The 18519-nt window shown below is 69.1% G+C and carries 13 protein-coding genes and 3 rRNA genes; 1 reads left to right on the top strand and 15 read right to left on the bottom strand.

Features of this window, described 5'->3' with window-relative positions:
* Window positions 1-7: 7 nt before the first annotated feature.
* The 11 genes from xerD to ACILRH_RS06475 form a co-directional block, all read right to left on the bottom strand.
* Complete coding sequence (gene xerD / locus ACILRH_RS06525; RefSeq protein ID WP_395691720.1) at window positions 8-940, bottom strand: site-specific tyrosine recombinase XerD; 933 nt, start codon at window positions 938-940, stop codon at window positions 8-10.
* Between the two features lie 2 nt (window positions 941-942).
* Window positions 943-2067 carry an alanine dehydrogenase gene (ald, locus tag ACILRH_RS06520; protein WP_395691719.1) on the bottom strand — a complete coding sequence of 375 codons (1125 nt, stop codon included), beginning with the start codon at window positions 2065-2067 and terminating at the stop codon, window positions 943-945.
* The gene (locus ACILRH_RS06515) at window positions 2064-2690 is read right to left on the bottom strand and encodes an NUDIX domain-containing protein (RefSeq protein WP_395691717.1); all 627 of its coding nucleotides are present in this window, start codon (window positions 2688-2690) and stop codon (window positions 2064-2066) included. The genes ald and ACILRH_RS06515 overlap by 4 nt, the downstream gene beginning before the upstream one ends.
* 5 nt (window positions 2691-2695) lie before the next feature.
* Window positions 2696-4417, bottom strand: coding sequence for a CTP synthase (locus ACILRH_RS06510; protein ID WP_395691715.1), 1722 nt, complete (start codon window positions 4415-4417; stop codon window positions 2696-2698).
* A 63-nt stretch (window positions 4418-4480) separates the two neighbouring features.
* Complete coding sequence (locus tag ACILRH_RS06505; protein ID WP_395691713.1) at window positions 4481-5347, bottom strand: copper transporter; 867 nt, start codon at window positions 5345-5347, stop codon at window positions 4481-4483.
* Window positions 5344-6528, bottom strand: coding sequence for a putative cytokinetic ring protein SteA (gene steA / locus ACILRH_RS06500; RefSeq protein WP_395691712.1), 1185 nt, complete (start codon window positions 6526-6528; stop codon window positions 5344-5346). Before steA ends, ACILRH_RS06505 begins: the two co-directional genes overlap by 4 nt.
* A gap of 80 nt (window positions 6529-6608) precedes the next feature.
* A complete protein-coding gene (gene recN, locus ACILRH_RS06495) occupies window positions 6609-8303 on the bottom strand; it encodes a DNA repair protein RecN (protein ID WP_395691710.1) in 1695 nt (564 codons plus the stop codon).
* Window positions 8296-9273 (bottom strand): NAD kinase, encoded by a 978-nt coding sequence (locus tag ACILRH_RS06490; protein WP_395691709.1) that lies wholly within the window; start codon window positions 9271-9273, stop codon window positions 8296-8298. The genes recN and ACILRH_RS06490 overlap by 8 nt, the downstream gene beginning before the upstream one ends.
* On the bottom strand, window positions 9270-10109 hold the full coding sequence (locus ACILRH_RS06485) for a TlyA family RNA methyltransferase (protein ID WP_395691707.1): 840 nt from the start codon (window positions 10107-10109) through the stop codon (window positions 9270-9272). Before ACILRH_RS06485 ends, ACILRH_RS06490 begins: the two co-directional genes overlap by 4 nt.
* 1 nt (window position 10110) lies before the next feature.
* Window positions 10111-10308 carry a hypothetical protein gene (locus ACILRH_RS06480; RefSeq protein WP_395691706.1) on the bottom strand — a complete coding sequence of 66 codons (198 nt, stop codon included), beginning with the start codon at window positions 10306-10308 and terminating at the stop codon, window positions 10111-10113.
* Window positions 10305-11318 carry an HAD-IIA family hydrolase gene (locus ACILRH_RS06475; RefSeq protein WP_395691704.1) on the bottom strand — a complete coding sequence of 338 codons (1014 nt, stop codon included), beginning with the start codon at window positions 11316-11318 and terminating at the stop codon, window positions 10305-10307. The genes ACILRH_RS06480 and ACILRH_RS06475 overlap by 4 nt, the downstream gene beginning before the upstream one ends.
* 49 nt (window positions 11319-11367) lie before the next feature.
* Between ACILRH_RS06475 and ACILRH_RS06470 the strand changes: the two genes are divergently transcribed.
* Window positions 11368-12489 (top strand): DUF1015 family protein, encoded by a 1122-nt coding sequence (locus ACILRH_RS06470; protein WP_395691703.1) that lies wholly within the window; start codon window positions 11368-11370, stop codon window positions 12487-12489.
* Here the strand turns inward: ACILRH_RS06470 and ACILRH_RS06465 are convergent.
* The 4 genes from ACILRH_RS06465 to ACILRH_RS06450 all read right to left on the bottom strand — a co-directional run bounded on the left by ACILRH_RS06465 (window position 12464) and on the right by ACILRH_RS06450 (window position 18339).
* A complete protein-coding gene (locus ACILRH_RS06465) occupies window positions 12464-12823 on the bottom strand; it encodes a single-stranded DNA-binding protein (RefSeq protein ID WP_395691701.1) in 360 nt (119 codons plus the stop codon). The two genes, ACILRH_RS06470 and ACILRH_RS06465, sit on opposite strands and share 26 nt — an antisense overlap.
* Window positions 12824-13017: 194 nt before the next feature.
* A 5S ribosomal RNA gene (gene rrf / locus ACILRH_RS06460) occupies window positions 13018-13134 on the bottom strand.
* Window positions 13135-13276: 142 nt separating this feature from the next.
* A 23S ribosomal RNA gene (locus ACILRH_RS06455) occupies window positions 13277-16414 on the bottom strand.
* Window positions 16415-16810: 396 nt separating this feature from the next.
* A 16S ribosomal RNA gene (locus ACILRH_RS06450) occupies window positions 16811-18339 on the bottom strand.
* Together the 16S, 23S and 5S rRNA genes form the textbook arrangement of a ribosomal RNA operon.
* Between the last annotated feature and the right edge of the window lie 180 nt (window positions 18340-18519).

Here is an 18519-nt window from a genome sequence, read left to right as displayed (position 1 = left end):
CAGGCGCTCAGTCGCGGGCTCGGGGGTGGGCGGTCGCGAACACCTCTCGGAGGTTGTCCACCGTCACCAGCGTGTACACCTGCGTGGTCGTCACCGACGCGTGGCCGAGCAGCTCCTGCACCACCCGCACGTCGGCACCGCCGTCGAGCAGGTGGGTGGCGAACGAGTGCCGCAGCGTGTGCGGCGAGACGTCCCTGGTGACGCCGGCCCGGTCGGCCGCCTTGACCAGCACCGACCAGGCCGACTGGCGCGACAGCCGGCCGCCGCGGGCGTTGAGGAAGAGCGCCGGACCGCCTCGCCCGGCCGCGACCAGCTCGGGGCGGCCCCGCACCAGGTAGGCCTCCACGGCCGCGCGGGCGAAGGACCCCACGGGCACCAGCCGCTCCTTGCTGCCCTTGCCCCGCAGCAGCACGGTTCCGTCGACCAGGTCGAGGTCGTCGACGTCCAGCCCGACCGCCTCGGAGATCCGCGCACCGGTGCCGTAGAGCACCTCGAGCAGCGCGCGGTCGCGCAGCGCCAGGGTGGTGCCCGGCGCACCGGCGGCGTCGAGGATCGCCTCCACGTCGGCCAGCGGCAGCGCCTTGGGCAGCCGCTTGGCCGGTGTCGGCGGCTTCACCCCGCTCGCCGGGTCGGTGGCCGACAGCCCGTCGGCCACCGCGAACCGGTGGAAGCCCCGCACGGCGACGACCGTCCGCGCGGCCGAGCTCGAGCCGAGGGCGGGATGCACCTCGTCCCCCTCGCGCAGCCGCACCAGGAAGTCGGCGACCGTCGCCTCGGTGACGTCGGCGAGCCGGTCGACGCCCTGCTGCGCGAGGAACTCCTGGTACCTGCGCAGGTCGCGCCGGTACGACGACAGGGTGTTCGCCGCGAGCCCCCGCTCCACCGACAGGTGGTCGAGGTAGGTGCGGACCGCCCGCTGGACGTCTCCCCCGTCGCTCACCGTCAGGCGAGCACGCCCTCGAGCTCGACGGCGTCGATGCCGACCGCCTCGCCGACCGGCGCGTTGGTGAGCTGCCCGTCGTGGGTGTTGAGACCCAGTGCCAGCGACCGGTCGTCGCGCAGCGCCTGCTGCCAGCCCTTGTCGGCCAGCGCGACGGCGTACGGCAACGTGGCGTTGGTCAGCGCGTAGGTCGAGGTGTTCGGGACCGCGCCGGGCATGTTCGCCACGCAGTAGAACGTCGAGTCGTGGACCGGGTAGGTCGGGTCCGCGTGCGTGGTCGCGTGGGAGTCCTCGAAGCAGCCGCCCTGGTCGATCGCGATGTCGACCAGCACCGAGCCCGGCTTCATCCGCGACACCAGCTCGTTGGACACCAGCTTCGGCGCCGCCGCACCCGGGATCAGCACCGCACCGATCACCATGTCGGCCTCCATCACCTGCTGCTCGATCGCCAGCTTCGACGACGCCAGCCCGTGCACCCGGTTGTTGTAGCGCCAGAACGACATCCGCAGCTTGTCCAGGTCGGTGTCCAGCAGCGTCACGTCCGCGCCCATCCCCAACGCGATGTTCGCCGCGTTCTGACCCGACACACCCGCGCCGATGATCACGACCTTCGCGTTCGCCACCCCACCGACGCCGCCCATCAGCACCCCGCGGCCACCCTGGGCCTTCATCAGGCTGTAGGCACCCACCTGCGGCGCCAGGCAGCCCGCGACCTCCGACATCGGGTAGAGCAGCGGCAGACCACCCGAGGGCAGCTGCACCGTCTCGTAGGCGATCCCGGTCACCTTGCGCGCCATCAGCTCCTCGGTCAGCGGCTTGTCCGCCGCCAGGTGCAGATAGGTGAACAGCGTCAGGCCCTCACGCATCCGGTGGTACTCCTCGGCCACCGGCTCCTTGACCTTCAGCACCATGTCCACACCACCGTCGGTGCCCCACGCCTCCTCGGCCGTGGCCACGATCCGCGCACCCGCGCCCACGAACTCCTCGTCGGTGATCTGCGAACCGACACCCGCGCCCCGCTCGATGACCACCTCGTGACCATGAGCCGTCAGCTCGTGCACACCGATCGGCGTGATCGCCACCCGGTACTCGTGGTTCTTGACTTCCTTCGGGACGCCGACCTTCACGCGATGCTCCTTCGGTGATCTGCGCCACCTCGTCGTGGCGCCGGCGCGAGCCTACTCCCGGCGGTCAGCACCGCGATGGCGAGGTGGGCGTCCGAGAGGCGCCCCTGGGCCACGGCGTCGTGCAGCTCGCCGAAGGGCACCCAGGCCGCCTGCATCTCGGCCTCCTCGTGCTGGGGCTCGAAGTCGCCCCGGTCGACGGCGGTCACCCCGCGAGCCAGGTAGTAGTGCGAGAGCTCGGCGGTGAAGCCGGGCGAGGAGTACGTCGAGGTGAGGTGCGTCCACTGGCTCGCCTCGAGCCCGGCCTCCTCCCACAGCTCGCGGCGGGCGGCCACCAGCGGGTCCTCCCCCGGCACGTCGAGCAGCCCCGCCGGCAGCTGGACCAGCCGCCGGCCGATCGCGTGGCGGTACTGCCACAGGCACAGCACCCGGTCCTCGTCGTCGAGGGCGAGCACGACCACCGCACCGGAGTGCTCCACGACCAGGCGGGTGAACGGCTCCTCCTCGGGGTGCCCGGGACGGCGCACCTGGTCCTCGCGCACCCGGACCACCCAGCCGCCGTCGTACACGACCTGGCTGTCGGAGACGGGCCACTCCTCCGGGGTGTCGTCGAGCTCGGGCGGCACCGGCCTCAGGCGTCCATCGAGTCGTCGGCGTCGTCGAACTCTCGGCGCAGCACGCTCTCGTCGATCGGGAACCGCAGCTCGCGTTGCCGGTCGATGGCGGCACCGACCAGGCCCTTGAAGAGCGGGTGCGGCCGCGTCGGGCGCGAGCGGAGCTCGGGGTGGGCCTGGGTGGCGATGTAGTAGGGGTGGCTCTCGCGCGGCAGCTCCACGAACTCCACGAGCGTGTCGTCCGGCGAGGTGCCGGAGAAGACCAGGCCAGCCTCCTCGAGCTGCTCGCGGTAGGCGTTGTTGACCTCGTAGCGGTGGCGGTGCCGCTCGTCGATCTGCGCCTCGCCGTAGATCTCGCGGGCGATGCTCCCCGGCTTCAGCGCGGCCGGGTAGAGCCCCAGGCGCATGGTGCCGCCGAGGTCACCGGCGCCCTCGACGAAGGCGAGCTGCTCGGCCATCGTCGCGATGACGGGCTCGGGGGTGTCGGGGTCGAACTCCGTCGAGCCCGCCTTCTGCAGGCCGAGGACCGACCGGGAGTACTCGATGACCATGCACTGCAGGCCCAGGCACAGCCCCAGCGTCGGGATCCCGTGCGTGCGGGCGTAGGTCAGCGCGCCGAGCTTGCCCTCGATCCCACGCACCCCGAACCCGCCGGGCACGCAGACCGCGTCGACGTCCTGCAGCTGCTTGGCGGCCCCGGCCGGGGTCTGGCACTCGTCGGACGCGACCCAGCGCAGGTTGACCTTGGCCTCATGGGCGAAGCCGCCGGCGCGCAGCGCCTCGGCGACCGAGAGGTAGGCGTCGGGGAGGTCGACGTACTTGCCGACCAGTGCGACGGTCACCTCCTCGACCGGGTGGTGGACGCGGCGCAGCAGGTCGTCCCAGGCGGTCCAGTCGACGTCGCGGAACGGCAGGTCGAGACGGCGCACCAGGTAGGCGTCGAGGCCCTCGCGGTGCAGCACCTTGGGGATGTCGTAGATCGACGGTGCGTCCGCGGCGGTGACCACCGCCTCCTGGTCGACGTCGCACATCAGCGAGATCTTCTTCTTGATGCCCGGCGGGAGCTCGCGGTCGGCCCGGCACACGATCGCGTCGGGCTGGATGCCGACCTGGCGCAGCGCGGCGACGGAGTGCTGGGTGGGCTTGGTCTTCAGCTCCCCGGACGGGCCGATGTAGGGCACCAGGGAGACGTGGAGGAAGAAGCAGTTCTCCCGACCGATCTCGTGCCGGGTCTGCCGGGCGGCCTCGAGGAACGGCAGCGACTCGATGTCACCGACGGTGCCGCCCACCTCGGTGATGACGACGTCGACCGTCTCGCCGTTCACCTGGGTCTCGCCCATCGCGAGGATCCGGTCCTTGATCTCGTTGGTGATGTGCGGGATCACCTGGACGGTGTCACCGAGGTAGTCGCCGCGGCGCTCCTTGGCGATCACGCTGGAGTAGACCTGCCCGGTGGTGACGTTCGCGATCTGGCTGAGGTCGGTGTCGAGGAACCGCTCGTAGTGGCCGATGTCGAGGTCGGTCTCCGCCCCGTCGTTGGTCACGAACACCTCGCCGTGCTGGAACGGGTTCATCGTCCCGGGGTCCACGTTGAGGTAGGGGTCCAGCTTCTGCATGGTCACGCGGAGACCGCGCGCCTTGAGCAGGCTGCCCAGGCTGGAGGCGGTGAGCCCCTTCCCGAGCGAGGAGGCGACGCCTCCGGTCACGAACACGTGCTTCGTCGGCGTCCGGCTACTCACGGGACTCCATCCTACGTCAGGCCCGCCGCGACCCGGGTGCCCGACGCACCGAGCCGTCGCGGCTCAACGCACGGGTACCGCGCCGTCGGCCCCCGCCACGCCGTAGGACCCGCCCGGGGTCGTCAGCGAGCGGATCAGCGCGAGCACGGCGGTCACCTGGCCCAGCGGCGTCTCGACCCCGTCCACGGTCGCGACCTGGTGGGCCGCCGGGTCGCTGCGCAGCACGCCGAGGTCGCCGGCCGCGGCGGCCGCGGCCGTGGTGCCGGCGACCACCACCCCGGTGGCCTTGTCCGCCAGCCCGGTGACGACCCCCGCGAGGATCGCCGGGTCGGTGTGCCGGCCGAGCACCAGCAGTACGAGCGGCGCGCGCGGTGCCGCGTCCGGTGCGGTCGCCAGGTCGGCGCCGGCCAGGCTCTCGCGGACGGCCGCGACGTCGGCGGTGGACAGGTCGGAGGTGGCGACCGCGAGCCCGAGCAGCTGCCCGATCCGCACGTAGGTCGACGAGTCGGGGCTCACCGCGCCCGCCCCCAGCTGCTGGGTCAGCTGGCTGCCGAGCGTGTCGACGAGCGACTTCTCGGAGGCGTCGGTCAGCGCGCGCTGGACGGCGTAGGTCCCAGCCACGGTGCCGCCCGCGGCCCGCACCTGGACCCCGAGGCCCCCTGCGGCGTCGGCGTCGGCACCGGGCAGGGTCACGACCGCGACGGGGTGGTCCTTGAGCCCACCGGCGTACAGCGCGCCGGCCGACGCGGTGGCGAACTGGTCGCCGTACGACGCGCGCTGCTCGGTCGCCCGGTCCGCCCGGGTGCTCGCCGCGGCCGGCTGGTCGTCGCGGCCCAGGTCGCTGAGCGGGCCGCCCCCGAGCGCGATCCCGGCGGCGAGCGCCAGGAAGACGGCGACCAGGGAGACGATGTGGTGACGGTAGGAGATCACGAGAGAAGTCCTTGCAGGGTGTCGGTCAGCCAGGCGGTCAGCTGGTGGGCCCACTCCTGGCCCACCGGGGTGACGGCGATCGCCGCGGCCACCGCGACCAGACCGGCGAGCATCACCACCAGGAGGTGCCACGGTCGCACCCGGCCGGAGTAGAGGGACGGCACGGCGGTGGCGTCGACCAGTCGCGGGCCGACCTTGAGACGGGTGAGGAAGGTGCTGGCGAGCCCGGCCCGCTGGCGGTCGAGGAAGTCGTCGAGCGTCGCGTGCATCCCGACTCCGACGATCACCGCGGCGTCGCCCGCGTCGGCCAGCAGCAGGGCGGCGTCCTCGGGCGTCGCGGTCGACTCGAACGCGAGCGGGCGCACCCCCAGCCGCTCCAACTGGTCGACGGTGACCCGGCCGGCACCGCGGTCCGAGCGGACCACGACGTCGCGCGCCGCCTTGAGGACCTTCGCCGACGGCATCTCGGACTCGTCCGCGAGCGGGTCGAGGACGACGACATCAGGACGGTGGCCCGCGGCACGCAGCACGTCCGCGCCCGCCCCGACCCCGACCAGGACCGGCTGCTGCTCGCTCAGGAACGGTCGCACGAGGTCCAGCTCGCGCTCGTGGTCGTGGCCGCGGACGACGACCACGACGGGCCGCCCGGCGATCCGGGTGCGCAGCCGCGGCAGCCCCAGCCCGTGCAGCAGCAGGTCCTGCTCGCGGCGCAGCAGCTCCGCGCTGTTGTAGGTGAAGGTCTCGAGCTGGGTGACCAGGCCGGTGCGCGCCTCCTCGAGCTCGGACTCCACGGTCGCGGCGTCGACCGCGCGACCCCGCGCGAGGGGGTCCTCCCCGGCGTACACCGTCCCCTCGTGGACCCGCACCGTGCGGCCGTCGGCGACCGCGGCCAACCCGGCCGCACCGACCCGGTCCACCACGGTGATCCCGGCGTCGACGAGGACCCGCGGCCCCAGGTTGGGGAACCGGCCCGAGATCATCGGGGCCGCGTTGACGACCGCGGCCACCCCGGCGTCCACGAGCGCCTGGGCGGTCGCGCGGTCCAGGTCGACCTGGTCGACGACCGCGACGTCACCGGGTCGCAGGCGGGGTAGGAGCGCGGTGGTGCGGCGGTCGACGCGAGCGGTGCCGACGAGCCCGGGAAGGCCGACGGCAGGACGTGGGCGAACGGAGATCCTCATGGCCGTTCCATGCTGTCAGGCAGGTTGCGGAGATCCTCGGACCTCCAGGCACCGGGCGCGTCACGGGTCCTGCGGCTTCCTCAGTGGCTGGCGCGGGTCTCCTGCGCCACCTCGAGGAGCTCCCGGGCGTGTGCCAGGGCCGTGTCGGAGCCCGCGAGGCCGGCCAGCATCCGGGAGAGCTCCTGTTCGCGCTGGGCGTCGTCCAGGACGGTCAGGCCCGAGCTCGTCACGGTGCCGTCCGACGCCTTCTCGACCACGACGTGCCGGTCGGCGTAGGCGGCCACCTGGGGCAGGTGCGTCACGACGAGCACCTGGGCGCTGGTCGCCAGCTCGGCGAGGCGACGGCCCACCTCGACGGCGGCCGCTCCGCCGACGCCGGCGTCCACCTCGTCGAAGACGAACGTCGGCACCGGGCTCGTGCCGGCCAGCGCCACCTCGAGGGCGAGCATGACGCGGGAGAGCTCGCCACCCGATGCGCCCTTGCCCAGCGGCCGCGGGTCGGAGCCGGTGTTGGCCGCCAGCATCAGCTCGACCTCGTCGGCACCGGAGGACGTGAACCGCTCCAGCGGACGGACCTCGACGCTCAGGCGGGCGTGCGGCATCGCGAGCAGGCCGAGCTCCGCGGTGACCTGGTCGGCGAGCCGCGCCGCGGCCTCCGTGCGGGCCGCGGTGAGCGCGGCCGCGGCCCGGGCCCGGTCGTGCCGCAGCAGCTCCTGCTCCGCGCGCAGCTCCGCGATCCGTTCGTCGGTGTGGTCCAGGTCGAGCAGCCGGGTCGCCGACCGCTCGGCCCAGGAGAGGACCTCGTCGATGGTGTCGCCGTACTTCCGGGTCAGGGCGGTCAGCGCCGCCCGGCGCTCCGAGACCGCCGCCAACCGGGCCGGGTCGGTCTCGACCCGGGCGGCGTACGACGCCACGTCGGCGGCGAGGTCGGAGAGCAGGTAGGTGATCTCGGCGATCCGGTCCGCGAGCTCCCCGGCCTCGGCGTCGTGCTCCCGGACCCCGTCGAGCAGGGCGCGGGCCGCCGCCGTGGTGGCCAGCGCGTCCGGATGGCCCTGCTCGCTCGACAGTGCCTCGCGGGCCTGCTCGGCAGCTGTGCGCAGGGTGTCGGCGAAGCCCAGCCGGGCCTCCTCCGCTGCCAGGGCGACGTCCTCGCCGGGCACCGGCGCGACGCCCTCGACGTCGCCGAGCCCGAACCGCAGCAGGTCGGCCTCCTGGGCTCGCTCCCGGGCGTGGGCGACGACCTCCTCGAGCTCCTCCTCCACCGCCACCAGCCGGTGGTGGACGTCGGCGTACGCCGCGAGCAGCCCGGCGACCTCGTCCCCGCCGAAGCGGTCCAGCGCGTCGCGCTGGGCGCGCGCCCGCAGCAACCGGTGCTGGTCGGACTGGCCGTGCACCGCCACCAGGGGCTCGGCCACCTCGGCCAGCGAGGACACCGGCACCGACGCCCCGCCGACGAACGCGCGGGACCGGCCCTCGGCCGACACGTTGCGGGCGAGCACGACGACGCCGTCCTCCACCTCGCCACCGACCTCCTCGACCGCCGCCGTGAAGGCCGCCAGCTCGCCGACCCGCACGACGCCCTCCACCCGGGCGGAGCGGGCACCGGTGCGGACCGCACCGCTGTCGGCACGGCCGCCCAGGAGCAGCCCCAGTGCGGTGACGACCATGGTCTTGCCGGCGCCGGTCTCACCGGTGATGACGGTGAGCCCGGGCCCGAGCTCCAGCGTCGAGGACTCGATCACCCCGAGCGAGGCGATCCGGATCTCCTCAAGCATCCGCGATCTCCGCGCCGTCCCCGATCCGGCGACGCCGCTCGGTGGACCCCCGCCAACCCTCGACCGGCAGGCCGAACTTCGCGACGAGCCGGTCCGTGAACGGCGCCTCGTGCAGGCGGACCAGGCGCACCGGCACCGCCCCGCGACGCACCTCGATGCGAGCCCCCGGCGGCAGCTCCACGGTGCGCCGGCCGTCGGCCCACAGCACCCCGGCGCCGTCCGTGCGCGCGAGCACCTCGACGGCGAGCACCGAGCTCGGCGCGACCACGAGCGGGCGCGCGAAGAGTGCGTGGGCGCTGATCGGCACCAGGAGCAGGGCCTCGACGCCCGGCCACACGACCGGCCCTCCGGCGCTGAAGTTGTAGGCGGTCGACCCCGTCGGGGTCGCACAGACCACGCCGTCGCACCCCCACCGCGAGAGCGGTCGCCCGTCCACCTCGACGACGACCTCGATCATCCGCTCGCGCGCGGCCTTCTCGACGCTCGCCTCGTTGAGCGCCCAGGTGCGTCCGACGACCTCGCCGTCGCGGTGCACCGTCACGTCGAGGGTGAGCCGGTCCTCGATGCTGTACCGCCGTGCCACGATCGCCTCGATGGTGGACTCGAGGTCCTCGTACTCGGCCTCGGCGAGGAAGCCGACGTGGCCGAGGTTGACGCCGAGCAGGGGGGTGCCGGAGTCGTGGGTCAGCTCCGCAGCACGCAGGATCGTCCCGTCGCCGCCGATCACGACGACCAGCTCGCAGTCGGCGCTGGGCGGCCGGGAGCTGGCGACCACCTCCACCCCGTCGGTGTCGGCGGAGAGGTCGAGGTCGACCGCCTCGGACTCGCGCAGCCGGACCAGCAGCCCGTGCGCCGTGAGCGCCTTGGCGAAGCCCCGGGCGACCTCGCGCGCGTCGTCGCGCCCGGTGTGGGCCACCAGGAGCACGCGCCGGGCGCCGCCGTCCGCGGTTCCCGGGTCAGGTGAGGTCACGACCCCACCCTCTCACCCGCCGTCCCCGCCGGTGCGGCGGCACGCACCACGGCGTGGATCGCGTCCGCGTCCAGCTGCGCGGGACCCCGGCGCAGCCACACGAAGAACTCGACGTTGCCCGACGGGCCCGGCAGCGGGCTGGTGGCGACCGCGCGGACGCCCCAGCCGCGTGCGGCGGCCGCGTCGGCGACCCCGACCACCGCCTCGGCCCGCAGTGCGGGGTCGCGGACCACGCCCCCCTTGCCGACCCGCTCCCTGCCGACCTCGAACTGCGGCTTGACCATGAGCGCGAGGTCGCCGTCCTCCGCGGTGACGCCCAGGAGCGCGTCGAGCACCAGCTGCAGGGAGATGAAGGAGAGGTCGCCGACGACGACGTCGACCGTCCCGTCGGTGATCTCCAGGGTCAGCTCCCGGACGTTGACCCGGTCCCGCACCAGCACGCGGGCGTCCTGCTGGAGGCTCCAGGCCAGCTGTCCGTAGCCCACGTCGACGGCGACCACCTCCCGGGCGCCGTGGCGCAGCAGCACGTCGGTGAAACCGCCGGTGGAGGCACCGGCGTCGAGGCACCGGCGTCCCGACACCACGAATCCCGACGGCTCGAAGGCCGCCAGCGCCCCAGCCAGCTTGTGACCACCCCGCGAGACGTAGTCGGGCCCGTCGGAGCCGGCGACCACGACGATCGCGACGTCGGTCGTGACGCCGGTCGCGGGCTTGGTCGCGACCGCTCCGGAGACCGTGACCCGACGCTGGGCGATCAGGTCGCTGGCGTGCTCGCGGGACCGGGCCAGGCCGCGGCGGACCAGCTCGGCGTCCAGGCGCAGGCGTCGCGGCGGCACGTCAGGCTGGGTCGTCGTCGACCGGGTCGAGCGCCCGCCGCAGCTGGTCGTGCGCGGTCTCGAACACGCCGACGTGCTCCTCGACGGGCCGGTCCTCGAGCTCCTCGACCGCCGCGATCACCTCGTCGACCGACGGGAGCCCGGTGCGGACCTGCTCCGGGCCGCTGGAGGGGTCGGGCCGGTCGGACTGCTCGCTCATGGGTCGAGGCTATCGCGGGGCCCGGCGACGCCCGTCACGTCCGCGGGCTCCCCGGTGGCATCCAGGTGGGCCCACGCGGCTACGGCCGCGACCCGCCACCAGTCGGCGCCGTCGCCGTCACCGTCGACCGCGAGGCGGCTGTCGACCACCCGCGCCGTCCACCCGCCCAGGAGGAAGCCGCCGTCCTCCTCGTGGGCGGGTGCGGCGTGCGCGGACAGCAGGCCGGCGAGGTCGGGCGAGAGGTAGGTCGGCCGCTGCTCGTCCCGCGCCGTCACCAGGTCGGCGAGGCCGGTCACTCCGGTCAGCACCAGGAGCGACGGCACGCCGGCCCGGTGGGCGCCCTCGATGTCGGTGTCCAACCGGTCGCCGACCATCAGCGGTCGCCGACCGCCCACCCGGCGCACGGTCTCGTCGAGCAGCGGGCGCTCGGGCTTGCCGGCCACCACCGGCTCGACGCCGGCGAAGCGCCGCAGCATGTCGACCTGGACGCCGTGTCCCGGAGCGACGCCGTAGGGCGCCGGAAAGGTCGCGTCGGTGTTGCTGGCCACCCACGGCAGGCCGTCGCGGATCCGGACCGCGGCACGCATGATCTCCGACCAGACGACGTCCGGACCGTAGCCGGTGACGACGGCGACCGCCTCGTCGGCCGCGGTGACCGGACGAAGCCCCTGTCCCTCCAGCGCCTCGCGCAGCCCCGCGGCGCCCAGGCAGACGACCCGCGCACCCGCACCCCACCGGTCGGCGACCAGGTGGGCCGCGGCCTGTGCGGAGGTGACGACGTCCTCGGCAGCGGCGGCGACGCCGAGCCGCTGGAGATGGCTCGCCACCTCGGTGGGCGGTCTGGACGCGTTGTTGGTGACGAATGCCAGCCGCATCCCGGCCGCGCGGGCGGCGGCGAGGTGCTCGGGCGCACCGGGCACAGCCTCTCCGCCGACGTAGACGACGCCGTCGAGGTCGAGCATGGCCAGGTCGTGTGCCTCGCACAGCAGCTGCGTCGACGAGCCGAGCACGCATGCCTCCTCGATGGTCGATGCGTGCCCGCACCCTACGATGCTCCTCGTGGACGCGCGTGCTGTGGTTCCGCCACCCCACGTGGCGCAGCCGCTGCGGCTCCTGCCCTTCCGTGGGCTGACCGTCGACCCGGCACGGATCGGGGTGCCGTCCTCGATGCGCCTGTTCGGCCGGCCCTACCGACGAGCCGCCGAGCGGCTGGACCGCTGGGAGCGGCGCGGACTGGTGCACCGGGACCCGGTGCCGGCTATCTACCTCCACGAGTACACGAGCGAGGGATTGACCGTCCGGGGCCTCACCGGGGCGCTCGACCTGTCCCGGCGGGCCAGGTCACGCGCCGAGGTCGCGGTACTGCCGCACGAGGGTGTCCATCCCCGGCAGGTCGACGACCTCGCCACCCGGATGGAGCAGCTGCAGGTCAACCCGGCGCCGATCCTGCTGGTCTACCGGGGGTCCACGGCCGGACGGGCCCTGCTCGACGACGTGCAGCGCACGCCGCCGTCGCGGGAGCTGGTCGACCGCGGCGGGCAGCGGCACCGCCTCTGGGCACTGCGCGACCGCGAGATCGTCGCCGGCGTCCAGGAGGAGCTGGCGGCGCGACGAGCCCTCATCGCCGACGGACACCACCGGTACGCGGCCTACCTGCAGCTGCAGGCGCGCGACCCGCGGCCAGCGGCCCGCGCAGGGTTGGCGATGCTCGTGGACCAGGACGCGACCCCGCTCCACCTGGGCCCGATCCACCGGCACCTCGCCGGGACGGACCTCCAGGCGCTCCGCGCCACGGCGGTGCGGGTCGGCGTCGAGGTCCGGGAGAGCGACGCGGGAGCGGCGATCAGCGCCCTGCGGCCCGACACGTTGGTGGCCACCGACGGCCGCCGCTGGATCACCCTGCGGTTGCCCCTGCCGCCGGAGGAGCTCGCGGTGCAGGTCCTCCACGACCGGATCCTCGCGTCGCTGCGACCTGCTCCCCTGGTGGACTACCACCACTCGACCGACGAGGCGCTGGCTGCCGTCGCCGGGCGCGGCGGCACCGCCGTCCTGATGCCGGCGCCCGACTTCGGCCGGGTGCTCGAGATCTGTGCGGCCGACCGCCTGCTGCCGGAGAAGGCGACCTCCTTCCAGCCCAAGCCACACGTCGGCGTCCTCATCCGCTCGTTGCGCGACGGATGACCCGACCGGCGGACATCTCCACCTCGACCCGCGAGGCCACCGCGCCCCCGGCGCGGAAGAAGCGACGCTGCAGCGCCCCTCTCACCTCCACGACGTCGCCGGCCGACCAGCCGCTCACGGACCGGCGTGCCCGCGCCGACCAGGCGGCGCACTCGATCGCATCGACCGCCTGACGCGAGCGGCCCGGCGCCCGGGGGACGACCACCCGGAACGTCCAGACCGCGTCACCGCTGGGCAGCACCCGCTCCTCGGGTGCCCGGGACACCCGGCCCACGAGCCGGACCTCGTTGCACATCGCGACCTCGGCGGTCGCCCTCGTCTTCGGTGCGGACATCGCACATCACCTCCGCCGACCACGCTGAGGGCCGGCACCGACGGCGCCGGCCCGACCTCTCGTCGCCTGTGCACGAGCCCGTCCGGTGGCGGACCTGTGGACGTCCGGCGGGCCACCACCGCGGAGCCGGACGAGACCGACCCGAAATGCCGAGCAGGGCCACCCATGACTGGATGGCCCTGCTCAGAAAGGATGTCCGGCGGCGTCCTACTCTCCCACGACCTCCCGGTCGCAGTACCATCGGCGCTGAGAGGCTTAACTTCCGGGTTCGGGATGGGACCGGGTGTTTCCCTCTCGCCATGGCCGCCGTAACTCTTGCGGCGCACCCCCACGGACAACACACGTGGGTGGCACCAAGTATTCAGTTGATCTGGGTATTCAGATGATCTGGTGCAGATCGTTAGTGGACGCGAGGATCAGAACTTGTCTTGTGCAGGTTCAGTTGAGGGTTTGTGGGACAAGCCCTCGGCCTATTAGTACCGGTCGGCTGGGCATTGCTGCTGTACACCTCCGGCCTATCAACCCAGTGTTCTGCTGGGGGCCTTACCCCCTCGAGGGGGTGGGAAACCTCATCTTGAAACGTGCTTCCCGCTTAGATGCGTTCAGCGGTTATCACTTCCGAACGTAGCTAACCAGCCGTGCCCTGGCGGACAACTGGCACCAGGGGTTCGTCCATCCCGGTCCTCTCGTACTAGGGACAGCCTTTCTCAAGTTTCCTACGCGCGCGGCGGATAGGGACCGAACTGTCTCACGACGTTCTAAACCCAGCTCGCGTGCCGCTTTAATGGGCGAACAGCCCAACCCTTGGGACCTACTCCAGCCCCAGGATGCGACGAGCCGACATCGAGGTGCCAAACCATCCCGTCGATATGGACTCTTGGGGAAGATCAGCCTGTTATCCCCGGGGTACCTTTTATCCGTTGAGCGACCACGCTTCCACATGCCGTGGCCGGATCACTAGTTCCGACTTTCGTCCCTGCTCGACATGTCTGTCTCACAGTCAAGCTCCCTTGTGCACTTACACTCGCCACCTGATTGCCAACCAGGCTGAGGGAACCTTTGAGCGCCTCCGTTACATTTTAGGAGGCAACCGCCCCAGTTAAACTACCCATCAGGCACTGTCCCTGAACCAGATCATGGCCCTAGGTTAGACATCTAGTACGACCAGAGTGGTATTTCAACGATGACTCCACCCTCACTGGCGTGAAGGTTTCACAGTCTCCCACCTATCCTACACAAGCCGAACCAAACACCAATACCAAACTATAGTAAAGGTCCCGGGGTCTTTCCGTCCTGCCGCGCGTAACGAGCATCTTTACTCGTACTGCAATTTTCCACGGTTGAGACAGCGCCCAAGTCGTTACTCCATTCGTGCAGGTCGGAACTTACCCGACAAGGAATTTCGCTACCTTAGGATGGTTATAGTTACCACCGCCGTTTACTGGGGCTTAAGTTCTCAGCTTCGACACTCACGTGTCTAACCGGTCCCCTTAACCTTCCAGCACCGGGCAGGAGTCAGTCCGTATACATCGTCTTACAACTTCGCACGGACCTGTGTTTTTAGTAAACAGTCGCTTGGGCCTGGTCTCTGCGGCCATCACCGCTTCCCGAAGCAAGTTCGGTCACGGATCCGGCCCCCCTTCTCCCGAAGTTACGGGGGCATTTTGCCGAGTTCCTTAACCATGGTTCGCTCGATCGCCTTGGTATTCTCTACCTGATCACCTGAGTCGGTTTGGGGTACGGGCGGCGCATAGCTCGCTAGAGGTTTTTCTCGACAGCATAGGATCACCCACTTCGCCCATACGGGCTCGGCATCACATCTCAGGGTCGTGATCAAACACAAGACGACGGATTTGCCTATCGTCTCCCCTACCTGCTTACCCGTGGACAACCATCGCCACGGTTGGGCTACCTTCCTGCGTCACCCCATCGCTTGACTACTACCAGCTCGGGTCCCACGCTCCACCACGCCGCCTCACCCCGAAGGGATCGGTCATGCGCGGCTTCGGATGGTTAGCATCACCAGGTTCGTCATGGGCGCTACGTTGCCGGTACGGGAATATCAACCCGTTGTCCATCGACTACGCCTGTCGGCCTCGCCTTAGGTCCCGACTTACCCAGGGCAGATTAGCTTGACCCTGGAACCCTTGATCATTCGGCGCACGGGTTTCTCACCCGTGATTCGCTACTCATGCCTGCATTCTCACTCGTGTCGCATCCACCCCTGGATCACTCCGAGGCTTCACACGCGACACGACGCTCCCCTACCCATCCACACACCTGAACCACCCAGTGGCTAGGTTCCACCCCGCAGGGTGCGCATGAATGCCATAGCTTCGGCGGATGACTTGAGCCCCGCTACATTGTCGGCGCGGAATCACTTGACCAGTGAGCTATTACGCACTCTTTCAAGGGTGGCTGCTTCCAAGCCAACCTCCTGGTTGTCACTGCGACTCCACATCCTTTTCCACTTAGTCACCGCTTAGGGGCCTTAGCTGATGGTCTGGGCTGTTTCCCTCTCGACTACGGAGCTTATCCCCCGATCTCACTGCTGCGCTCTCACTTACCGGCATTCGGAGTTTGGCTAACGTCAGTAACCTGGTCAGGCCCATCAATCCTCCAGTGCTCTACCTCCGGCAAGAAACACACAACGCTGCACCTACGAATGCATTTCCGGGGAGAACCAGCTATCACGGAGTTTGATTGGCCTTTCACCCCCTATCCACAGGTCATCCCCTCAGTTTTCAACCTAAGTGGGTTCGGTCCTCACGCGGTCTTACCCGCGCTTCAACCTGCCCATGGATAGATCACTCCGCTTCGGGTCTTGATCGTGCTACTGAACCGCCCTGTTCGGACTCGCTTTCGCTACGGCTCCCCCACACGAGTTAACCTCGCAACACAACACAAACTCGCAGGCTCATTCTTCAAAGGCACGCCGTCACCCCCACACCCACCACGACAGTGGGCGGCCGAGCTCCGACGGATTGTAGGCACACGGTTTCAGGTACTATTTCACTCCCCGCCAGGGGTACTTTTCTTTCCCTCCTGGTACTAGTCCGCTATCAGTCATCGAGTAGTATTTAGGCTTAACGGGTGGTCCCGCCAGATTCACACGGAATTTCAGGAGTTCCGTGTTACTTGGAAAACACAACAGTCACGCACTTACACCTACGGGGCTCTCACCCTCTCCGGCGCCGCTTTCCAACGGACTTCAACTTCACACGCGATTTCTCACTGCTCACCACACCGGCAGATGTGATCAGATGCTACCCCAACCCCCATACGCAACCCCTGCCGGGTATCACACGCATGGGGTTTAGCCTCCTCCGATTTCGCTCGCCACTACTCTCGGAATCACTATTGTTTTCTCTTCCTCCGGGTACTGAGATGTTTCACTTCCCCGAGTTCCCTCCACACACCCTATTTCATTCAGGCGCGGGTGACACGACATGACTCGTGCCAGGTTCCCCCATTCGGACACCCCCGGATCACAGCTCGGTTGCCAACTCCCCAGGGCTTATCGCAGGCTCCAACGTCCTTCATCGGCTCTCGATGCCAAGGCATCCACCATGTGCCCTTCACAGCTTGTCTCACAAACACTCAACAGAAACTGCAAAGACTAGACGACGGCAGTACTTCTACTGCCGTCAATAAAGCGACCACGCCTGGTGAAGCGCGGTCGCAAGATGCTCGCGTCCACTATCGAGTTCTGAAGGTGCGTGCTCGTCGCGGCCGCCACCTCGCGGTGTCGGTCCGGGAGAGCCGGAGGTGTCGCCTGTCGGCTGATTCCTCAGGGCCCAACAGTGTGTCTCGACGCTCTCGCCCGCTCACGACCGGCGCGGTTCCACGCCGGCTCCATGACGGAGCACGACAGTACTGGGACCGACCGCACACGTGCGGTCGCGCCATTCGTCGACGATTCCACTAGTGAACACCACCGGTGCCGCCCAGACAGTTGCTGGGCGTGCGGGGTGTGTGCTCCTTAGAAAAGGAAGTGATCCAGCCGCACCTTCCGGTACGGCTACGCTGTTGACTTCGTCCCAATCGCCAGCCCCACCTTCGACGGCTCCCTCCACAAGGAGTTGGGCCACCGGCTGGGTGTTACCGACTTTCGTGACGTGACGGGCGGTGTGTACAAGGCCCGGGAACGTATTCACCGCAGCGTTGCTGATCTGCGATTACTAGCGACTCCGACTTCATGGGGTCGAGTTGCAGACCCCAATCCGAACTGAGACCGGCTTTTTGGGATTCGCTCCGCCTTGCAGCATCGCAGCCCTTTGTACCGGCCATTGTAGCATGCGTGAAGCCCTGGACATAAGGGGCATGATGACTTGACGTCATCCCCACCTTCCTCCGAGTTGACCCCGGCAGTCTCCTATGAGTCCCCAACACCACAAGGGCTTGCTGGCAACATAGGACGAGGGTTGCGCTCGTTGCGGGACTTAACCCAACATCTCACGACACGAGCTGACGACAGCCATGCACCACCTGTACACCGACTAAAAGGGCACCCATCTCTGGATGTTTCCGGCGTATGTCAAACCCAGGTAAGGTTCTTCGCGTTGCATCGAATTAATCCGCATGCTCCGCCGCTTGTGCGGGCCCCCGTCAATTCCTTTGAGTTTTAGCCTTGCGGCCGTACTCCCCAGGCGGGGCGCTTAATGCGTTAGCTGCGGCACGGAACCCGTGGAATGGATCCCACACCTAGCGCCCAACGTTTACGGTGTGGACTACCAGGGTATCTAATCCTGTTCGCTCCCCACACTTTCGCTCCTCAGCGTCAGGACATGCCCAGAGAACCGCCTTCGCCACCGGTGTTCCTCCTGATATCTGCGCATTTCACCGCTACACCAGGAATTCCGTTCTCCCCTGCATGCCTCTAGTCTGCCCGTATCGAAAGCAAGCACTGAGTTAAGCCCAGTGTTTTCACTCCCGACGCGACAAACCGCCTACGAGCCCTTTACGCCCAATAATTCCGGACAACGCTCGCACCCTACGTATTACCGCGGCTGCTGGCACGTAGTTGGCCGGTGCTTCTTCTGTACCTACCGTCACCACCATCATCGGCGCTTCGTCGGTACTGAAAGAGGTTTACAACCCGAAGGCCGTCATCCCTCACGCGGCGTTGCTGGATCAGGCTTCCGCCCATTGTCCAATATTCCCCACTGCTGCCTCCCGTAGGAGTCTGGGCCGTGTCTCAGTCCCAGTGTGGCCGGTCACCCTCTCAGGCCGGCTACCCGTCGAAGCCTTGGTAGGCCATTACCCCACCAACAAGCTGATAGGCCGCGAGCACATCCCTGGCCGAAAAAACTTTCCACACCCCCCGATGCCAGAAGGTGTCATATCCGGTATTAGCCACCGTTTCCGGTAGTTATCCCGAAGCCAAGGGCAGATTACTCACGTGTTACTCACCCGTTCGCCGCTCGAGTACCCCCGAAAGGGCCTTTCCGCTCGACTTGCATGTGTTAAGCACGCCGCCAGCGTTCGTCCTGAGCCAGGATCAAACTCTCCGTTGAAAACAACACCCAACCACAACCACCCACCCACACAAGGGACAGACAGCCATGATCAGAAAAAGAGATGCCTGACAGGAGACACTGACAATTGTCAGAATCATTGTCAAAGAAATCCGAAAACATCACCCCACCAAAGATGAGGATCAGTCAACGGGGCATTACAAACTAATTCGTCGACTA

It is taken from the genome of Nocardioides sp. (assembly GCF_044226765.1).
GTDB lineage: Bacteria > Actinomycetota > Actinomycetes > Propionibacteriales > Nocardioidaceae > Nocardioides.
The sequence above is the reverse complement of the archived record's forward strand: the minus strand, read 5'-3'. Positions and strand labels throughout refer to the sequence as shown.

What these genes read in the sequence shown, in the direction of transcription:
- steA (WP_395691712.1), bottom strand. Translation starts at nt 6,528, where the DNA reads ATGAGGATCTCCGTTCGCCCACGTCCTGCCGTCGGCCTTCCCGGGCTC.
- ACILRH_RS06480 (WP_395691706.1), bottom strand. Translation starts at nt 10,308, where the DNA reads ATGAGCGAGCAGTCCGACCGGCCCGACCCCTCCAGCGGCCCGGAGCAG.
- recN (WP_395691710.1), bottom strand. Translation starts at nt 8,303, where the DNA reads ATGCTTGAGGAGATCCGGATCGCCTCGCTCGGGGTGATCGAGTCCTCG.
- ACILRH_RS06465 (WP_395691701.1), bottom strand. Translation starts at nt 12,823, where the DNA reads ATGTCCGCACCGAAGACGAGGGCGACCGCCGAGGTCGCGATGTGCAAC.